Here is a 7,764-nt window from a genome sequence, read left to right as displayed (position 1 = left end):
CCACCGCGCTGGCGGCGGCGATGGGCGACATCAAGGCGGGCAAAGCCGGGCTGGTGCCGCCGCACCTGCGCGACGGGCACTACTCCGGGGCCGCGGGGCTGGGCAACGCGCAGGGCTACCGGTACTCCCACGACGCTCCCGACGGCGTTGTGGCGCAACAATATCCGCCGAACGAGCTGGTGGGCGTGGACTACTATCGGCCCACCGGCCGCGGCGGCGAACGCGAGCTGGCCGGCCGGCTGGACCGGCTGCGCGCCATCATCCGCCAGAGGGGACGGGCCTGATGAAGACGTTTACCGACGAGGAGATGGGCGAGCTGCTGCCCACCACCAGGGAATACAGCGTCGTGATCCTCAAACGCGGCCCCAGGTTCGGCGACGACTCGTCGCCGGGCATCATCTGGGAGCACGGCCGGCGCAACTTCGGCCTGCGCGACGACGGCGTGCTGGCGGTGGTGCTGCCGGTCACCGACGAGTCGGACGTGTGCGGCATCGGGGTGTTCACCGCGACCGTCGACGAGACCGCCGCCCTCATGCGCGAGGACCCCGGGGTGGCGGCGGGGGTCTTCACCTACCAGGTGCACCCCTGCCGCGGGTTCCCCGGGGACGCGCTGCCTTAGACGAGCTCGGGCACCCGCAGCTGGGCGATCGCCAGCTCGAACTCGGCCACGTCGACCACCTCGGCGCCCAGGTCGCGGACCCGCCGGCTGCGCAACTCGGTGGCCCGGTCGCGGTTGCGGGCCATCGCGTCCATGCTGTCGAACGTCGAGCAGGACACGGCCCGGCGGCACGCCGGGTGGTCGACCATCAGGCTGGCGCTGCAGAATCCGTCCAGCTTCTCCATCTCCGGCAGCACCGAGTGCCGGTAGAAGTCCAGCGAACGGCTCAGCTGATCCGGCACCACCTTGAGCCAGGTGGCCCGCACGCACGCCCCGTCGGCGGAGTGGTGGTCGCGGTGCAGCAAAGCGATGTCCCACTCCTCGATCTTGGCGCTGCCGTCGAACATCAGCGCGGCGCGATCGCGGATCGGGGCGACCCGCTCCGCGCTGGCGCGCATCGCCTCCATCGTGTGCCACGCGCTGGTCGCGATGCATCTGCCGGACTGGCGGTCCACCAGCAGCGACAACCCGACATACCCGTTCATCTCCTGGAGGGCGGGCATGACGACATCGCGGACGTGGGCGATGCCGATGTCGACGGACAGGGGTTGCGCCTGGATGGTGGTGGAACGTGCGTACACGATGGACCCCTCCCTGTGTCGGGGCGGCGCCCCGGTGGCGCCACCGGTCCCACCAGATACCTTCCTCCTCCCGCCGATCCGCCGCAATGGCCCTCGCGCGGGCTCGCGCCGTAGGCTTGAGCAGGTGCATACGGATGTGCTGGAGGTGGACACCGCCCGGCGCCGCGTCGTCGACCTGACCGATGCGGTGCGCAGGTTCTGCTTCAGCTACGGCGACGGCCTGTGCAACGTGTTCGTGCCGCACGCGACGGCCGGGGTCGCGATCATCGAGACCGGCGCCGGCTCCGACGACGACCTGGTCGACACCCTGGAACGTTTGTTGCCGCGCGACGACCGCTACCGGCACGCTCACGGCTCGGCCGGCCACGGCGCCGACCACGTGCTCCCGGCCATCGTCGCGCCGTCGGTCACGGTGCCGGTCGCCAGCGGCGACCCCCAGCTGGGCACCTGGCAGAGCATCGTGCTGGTCGACCTCAACCGGGACAACCCGCGGCGGTCGGTGCGGTTGAGCTTCCTGGAGGGCTGACTGTCTAGGCTGGGAATCCCCGATCAAGACAAGTCGAAGCGACAGGAAGAAGCGGACCAACAGTGCAGACACACGAGATCAGGAAGCGATTCCTCGATCATTTCGTGGCGGCGGGCCACACCGAGGTGCCGAGCGCGTCGGTGATCCTCGACGACCCCAACCTGCTGTTCGTCAACGCCGGGATGGTCCAGTTCGTGCCGTTCTTCCTCGGGCAGCGCACCCCGCCGTACGCGACGGCCACCAGCATCCAGAAGTGCATCCGCACGCCCGACATCGACGAGGTGGGCATCACCACAAGGCACAACACCTTCTTCCAGATGGCCGGCAACTTCTCGTTCGGCGACTACTTCAAGCGCCGGGCGATCGAGCTGGCCTGGTCGCTGCTGACCAACCCCGTCGCCGACGGCGGCTACGGTCTGGACCCGGACCGGCTGTGGGCCACCGTGTTTCACGACGACGACGAGGCCGTGGAAATCTGGCAGGAGGTCGCCGGTTTGCCGGCGGAGCGGATCCAGCGCCGTGGCATGGCCGACAACTACTGGTCGATGGGCATCCCCGGGCCGTGCGGCCCGTCGTCGGAGATCTACTACGACCGCGGGCCCGAGTTCGGCCCCGAGGGCGGTCCCGTCGCCAACGAGGACCGCTACCTCGAGGTCTGGAACCTGGTGTTCATGCAGAACGAGCGCGGCGAGGGCAGCACCAAGGACGACTACGCCATCCTCGGGCCGTTGCCGCGCAAGAACATCGACACCGGCATGGGCGTCGAGCGGATGGCGCTGGTCCTGCAGGACGTGCACAACGTCTACGAAACCGACCTGCTGCGGCCGATCATCGATGCCGTGGCGGCGCGGGGCCCACGGCCTTACGACGCGGGTAACCACGAGGACGACGTGCGCTACCGCGTCATCGCCGACCACAGCCGCACCGCGGCGATCCTGATCGGCGACGGCGTCAGCCCCGGCAACGACGGGCGCGGCTACGTGCTGCGCCGGCTGCTGCGCCGGGTGATCCGGTCGGCCAAGCTGCTGGGCATCGAGGACCCCGTCGTCGGCGACCTGATGGCCACCGTGCGCGACTCGATGGGGCCGTCGTATCCCGAGCTCGTCACCGACTTCGACCGGATCCGGCGGATCGCCGTCGCCGAGGAGACCGCCTTCAACCGGACGCTGTCGTCGGGCTCGCGGTTGTTCGACGAGGTGGTCAGCGCGACGAAATCGTCGGGCGCCAAAGTGGTTTCGGGCTCGGATGCCTTCACCCTGCACGACACCTACGGCTTCCCGATCGAGCTCACCCTCGAGATGGCGTCGGAGGCCGGCCTGCAGGTGGACCAGGCCGGCTTTCACGAGCTGATGCTGCAGCAACGCCAGCGCGCCAAGGCCGACGCCGCCGCGCGCAAGCACGCGCACGCCGACCTGAGCGCATACCGCGAGCTGGTCGACGCCGGACCCACCGAATTCACCGGGTTCGACGAGTTGGCTTCCGAGGCAAGGATTTTGGGCATCTTCGTCGACGGCAGGCGGGTGCCGGTCGTCGCGCACGGCGCAGAGGGTGCCGATCGTATCGAGCTGGTGCTCGACCGCACCCCGCTGTACGCCGAGTCGGGCGGCCAGATCGCCGACGAGGGCTCGATCAGCGGAACCGGCGCGGGCGAGAGCGCCCGCGCGGCCGTCACCGACGTGCAGAAGATCGCGAAAACCCTGTGGGTGCATCGGGTCAACGTGGAGTCCGGGGAATTCGTGGAGGGCGACACCGTCGTCGCGGCGGTCGACCCCGGCTGGCGCCGGGGCGCCACCCAGGGGCACTCCGGCACCCACATGGTGCACGCCGCGCTGCGACAGGTGCTGGGGCCCAACGCCGTTCAGGCCGGATCGCTGAACCGGCCGGGCTACCTGCGGTTCGACTTCAACTGGCAGGGCCCGCTGACCGAGGACCAGCGCACCCAGATCGAAGAGGTCACCAACGAGGCCGTGCAGGCCGACTTCGAGGTGCACACGTTCACCGAGAAGCTCGAGAAGGCCAAGGCGATGGGGGCGATGGCGCTGTTCGGCGAGGCCTACCCCGAGGAGGTGCGGGTGGTGGAGATCGGCGGGCCGTTCTCGCTGGAGCTGTGCGGCGGCACGCACGTGCACAACTCCGCGCAGATCGGCCCGGTGACCATCCTGGGCGAGTCGTCGATCGGCTCCGGGATCCGCCGGGTCGAGGCCTACGTCGGGTTGGACTCGTTCCGCCACCTGTCCAGGGAGCGCGCGCTGATGGCCGGGCTGGCGTCGTCGCTGAAGGTGCCCTCCGACGAGGTGCCGGCCCGGGTGGCCAACCTGGTCGACCGGCTCAAGGCGGCCGAGAAGGAGCTCGAACGGGCCCGGCAGGCGGGCGCCAAGGCCGCCGCGACCAACGCCGCGGCCGGCGCCGAGCGGATCGGTAACGTGCGTGTGGTGGCGCAGCGGATGTCCGGCGGGATGACGGCCGCCGACCTGCGATCCCTCGTCGGCGACATCCGGGGCAGGCTCGGCAGCGATCCGGCCGTGGTGGCGCTGATCGCAGAGGGCGAAGGCGGCACCGTGCCCTACACGGTCGCGGTCAATGCGGCCGCCCAGGATCTCGGCATCAGCGCCAATGACCTGGTCAAGCGGCTCGCCGAGGCCGTCGACGGCCGCGGCGGCGGCAAGGCGGACCTGGCGCAGGGCTCCGGCAAGGACCCGACCGGCATCGACGCCGCGCTCGAGGCGGTACGCGCCGAGATAGCGCGGGTCGGTTGAGTGGCCTTGACACAGCACCGCCTCCCCGACCGGCCGGGCGATCCTGATCAGGACCCCGGGCGGGGGCGGCGGTTGGGCGTCGACGTCGGCAGCGTGCGCATCGGCGTGGCCGTGAGCGACCCCGACGGCATCCTGGCCACCCCGGTGGAGACGGTGCGCCGCGACCGGTCGGGCCGGCATCTGCGCCGGCTGGCCGAGCTCGCCGCGGAGCTGGAGGCGGTCGAGGTGGTCGTCGGGCTGCCGCGGACGCTGGCCGACCGCACCGGACCGTCGGCGCAGGACGCGATCGAGGTCGCCAGCAAACTGGCGGAAGTGCTGGGCCGGCGAGTTCCTCCTATCCCGGTGCGGCTCGCCGACGAGCGGCTGACCACGGTGAGCGCCCAGCGGTCGCTGCGCGCGGCGGGAATCAAGGCCCGCCAACAGCGGTCGGTGATCGACCAGGCCGCGGCGGTGGCGATCCTGCAGAGCTGGCTCGACCAGCGCAGGGGGGCCGCTCGTGGTTGACAGCGCGCGGCGACAGCGGGCCGAGCCCAGCGCGGTCGGGCCGCCCCGGCGCAGGATGAGCCGCGTCGACCGCAACCGGGCCGAGCGTGGGAAGAAGCGCCGCCGCGCCGTTGGGCGGGCTGTCTTTTTGGTGTTCGTCGTGATCGCGGTGGTCGCCGTCTTCGTCGGCACCCGGCTGTGGAACACGGTGTTCGGCTCCGGCGACGACTACACCGGAAACGGCAAGCGCGACATCGTGATTCAGATCCAATCGGGTGACTCGACGACGATGGTCGGGGAGACGCTGCACAACCAGGGCGTGGTCGCCACGGTGCGGGCGTTCGTCAACGCCGCGCACGGCAACGCCGCGATCAACTCGATCCAGCCGGGCTACTACCGGATGCGCACCGAAATCCCGGCGGCCAACGCCGTGGCGCGGCTGGCCGACCCGAACAGCCGGGTGGGGCGGCTGGTCATCCCGGAGGGCCGTCAGCTCGACGACACCACCGACATGAAGACGAACAAGGTGAACCCCGGCATCTTCTCGCTGATCTCGCGGGCCACCTGCGTGGACCTGGACGGCAACAAGCGCTGCGTCTCGGTGGATGACCTGCGCGCGGCGGCCTCCAACAGCACGCCGACGGCGCTGGCGGTGCCGCCGTGGGCCGTCGAGCCGGTCACCGAGCTGGGCAAGGACCACCGCCGGATCGAGGGCCTGATCGCGCCGGGAACCTTCAATGTCGATCCCTCGGCGCCGGCCGACAGCATCCTGACGAGCCTGATCGGCGCGGGCGCCGTCGAGTACGCCAAGTCGGGGTTGGTGGACTCGGCGCAGGCCATGGGCCTGTCGCCGTACGACATCCTGGTGGTCGCGTCGCTGGTGCAGCAGGAATCCAACACGCAGGACTTCCCCAAGGTCGCCCAGGTCATCTACAACCGGCTGCACGCGCACCACACGCTGGAGTTCGACTCGACCGTGAACTACCCGCTGGACCGCCGCGAGGTCGCCACCACCGACGCCGACCGCGGCCAGAAGACCCCTTGGAACACGTACGTGTCCCAGGGCCTGCCGGCCACCGCGATCTGCTCGCCCGGCGTCGACGCGCTGCGCGCGGCCGAGCATCCCGAGCCGGGGGACTGGCTGTACTTCGTCACCATCGATGCCCAGGGCACGACGCTGTTCACGAAGGATTATCAGCAGCATTTGGCCAATATCGAGCTGGCTAAGCGCAACGGTGTCCTCGATTCAGCGCGGTAGGAAGGCCGGGGTCCTCGGCCGGCCCATCGCCCATTCGCGCTCCCCGGACCTGCACCTGGCCGCCTACCGCGCGCTGGGCCTGCACGACTGGACCTACGAGCGCATCGAGTGCGGCGCCGAGGAGCTGCCGGGCGTGGTCGGCGGGTTCGGGCCCGAGTGGGTCGGCGTGTCGGTCACCGCGCCGGGCAAGTTCGCCGCGCTGCGCTTCGCCGGTGAGCGCACCGAGCGCGCGGCCCTGGTCGGCTCGGCCAACACCCTGGTGCGCACGCCGACGGGCTGGCGGGCCGACAACACCGACGTCGACGGGGTCAGCGGCGCGATCGGGTCGGCTTCGGGACGCGCGTTGGTGTGCGGATCGGGCGGCACCGCCCCGGCCGCCGTCGTGGGCCTGGCCGAGCTCGGCGTCACGGCCATCACGGTCGTGGCGCGCGACCCGCGGAAGGCGTCGCGGCTGGTGGACCTCGGCGCGCGGCTGGGCGTTCCCACGCGGTTCTGTGAGCTGGGCAGCGAGGGGCTGGCCGGCGAGGTGGCCGGCGCGCAGCTGCTGGTCAGCACCCTGCCCGCCGACGTGGCCGAGCGGTACGCCGGCGCGTTCGCCCCGATCCCGGTGCTGCTGGACGCCGTCTACGACCCGTGGCCCACCCCGCTGGCCGCCGCGGTGGCCGCCGCGGGCGGACGGGTCATCAACGGCCTGCAGATGCTGTTGCACCAGGCCTTCGCCCAGGTCGAGCAATTCACAGGGCTGCCCGCTCCGCGAGAGGCCATGGAGGCGGCACTGCGCTAGCCTGCCGCGCATCGATGCCTAGGTCAATCGCCGAGCGTGGGGCTTATGTACGAATTCGCCACGGTTTGCGTACGTAGCCCCCACACTCGTCCGGCGCACAGGAGGACCCATGCGGCTTGGAGCGGCTGTGGCAGTACTCGCCTGGCTGGTGCTGCTGAGTGCCTACGACGTCCGGTCACGCCGACTGCCCAACGCGCTGACGCTGCCCGGGGCAGCCGCCATCCTGGTGGCCGCCGCCCTGGCCGGCCGCGGGCTGGCCGCGCTGGCCGGCGCGGCCGCGCTGAGCGGGACGTACCTGCTGGTCCACCTGTTGGCGCCGGCGGCGATGGGAGCCGGTGACGTCAAGCTGGCGATCGGGCTGGGCGGTCTGGCCGGCTGTTTCGGGCCCGATGTGTGGTTCCTCGCGGCGCTGGGCGCGCCGCTGTCGACGGCGCTGTGGGGGCTGCTGCGGGGACCGGGTGCGGTTCCGCACGGGCCCTCGATGTGCCTGGCCACGGCCGGGGCCGTAGGCCTGGCCGTTCTGGGCTCCTAACTTTCGAAATCGACGCCAGCGCGGAAAAGTGCGACCCGTTGTCAAGTGGTTAGTGCAACATTTAGGCGGCTTGGCTAATTAGGTTGGCGAGGCGTTGGGCGGGTGTGTAGAGGTTCAGGGTCGGCCGGGGCCGGCTGTTGAGCTTGTCTTGGATGTGTTTGAGATCGGCTTTGGTGTGGCCGCTGA

8 protein-coding genes and 1 pseudogene are annotated in these 7,764 nt (G+C 70.9%); 8 read left to right on the top strand and 1 reads right to left on the bottom strand.

Annotated features, from left to right (window positions below; translation table 11 throughout):
* Both A5696_RS20855 and A5696_RS20850 read left to right on the top strand, forming a co-directional pair.
* Nucleotides 1-284 (top strand): annotated as a pseudogene (locus A5696_RS20855) (replication-associated recombination protein A); the annotation flags it as partial.
* Nucleotides 284-619, top strand: coding sequence for a hypothetical protein (locus tag A5696_RS20850; RefSeq protein WP_067882900.1), 336 nt, complete (start codon nucleotides 284-286; stop codon nucleotides 617-619). The pseudogene A5696_RS20855 and the gene A5696_RS20850, both read left to right, overlap by 1 nt.
* Here the strand turns inward: A5696_RS20850 and A5696_RS20845 are convergent.
* Nucleotides 616-1,239 (bottom strand): hypothetical protein, encoded by a 624-nt coding sequence (locus A5696_RS20845; protein ID WP_067882899.1) that lies wholly within the window; start codon nucleotides 1,237-1,239, stop codon nucleotides 616-618. The genes A5696_RS20850 and A5696_RS20845 overlap by 4 nt on opposite strands.
* A 136-nt stretch (nucleotides 1,240-1,375) precedes the next feature.
* Here A5696_RS20845 and A5696_RS20840 point away from each other — a divergent pair, with 136 nt between their 5' ends.
* From A5696_RS20840 to A5696_RS20815, 6 genes are all read left to right on the top strand, one after another.
* A complete protein-coding gene (locus A5696_RS20840; RefSeq protein ID WP_096866117.1) occupies nucleotides 1,376-1,765 on the top strand; it encodes a secondary thiamine-phosphate synthase enzyme YjbQ in 390 nt (129 codons plus the stop codon).
* Between the two features lie 62 nt (nucleotides 1,766-1,827).
* Nucleotides 1,828-4,521 (top strand): alanine--tRNA ligase, encoded by a 2,694-nt coding sequence (gene alaS, locus A5696_RS20835; protein ID WP_067882898.1) that lies wholly within the window; start codon nucleotides 1,828-1,830, stop codon nucleotides 4,519-4,521.
* A complete protein-coding gene (gene ruvX / locus A5696_RS20830; protein ID WP_067882897.1) occupies nucleotides 4,522-5,025 on the top strand; it encodes a Holliday junction resolvase RuvX in 504 nt (167 codons plus the stop codon).
* Entirely contained in the window at nucleotides 5,018-6,262 is a 1,245-nt protein-coding gene (gene mltG / locus A5696_RS20825) for an endolytic transglycosylase MltG (protein WP_067882896.1), read from the top strand. The genes ruvX and mltG overlap by 8 nt, the downstream gene beginning before the upstream one ends.
* On the top strand, nucleotides 6,240-7,046 hold the full coding sequence (locus A5696_RS20820) for a shikimate dehydrogenase (protein ID WP_369803372.1): 807 nt from the start codon (nucleotides 6,240-6,242) through the stop codon (nucleotides 7,044-7,046). Before mltG ends, A5696_RS20820 begins: the two co-directional genes overlap by 23 nt.
* Nucleotides 7,047-7,155: 109 nt before the next feature.
* Entirely contained in the window at nucleotides 7,156-7,578 is a 423-nt protein-coding gene (locus tag A5696_RS20815) for an A24 family peptidase (RefSeq protein ID WP_067882895.1), read from the top strand.
* Nucleotides 7,579-7,764: the final 186 nt, after the last annotated feature.

This window comes from Mycobacterium sp. E2699, from assembly GCF_001666745.1.
Classification (GTDB): Bacteria; Actinomycetota; Actinomycetes; order Mycobacteriales; family Mycobacteriaceae; genus Mycobacterium.
The sequence above is the reverse complement of the archived record's forward strand: the minus strand, read 5'-3'. Positions and strand labels throughout refer to the sequence as shown.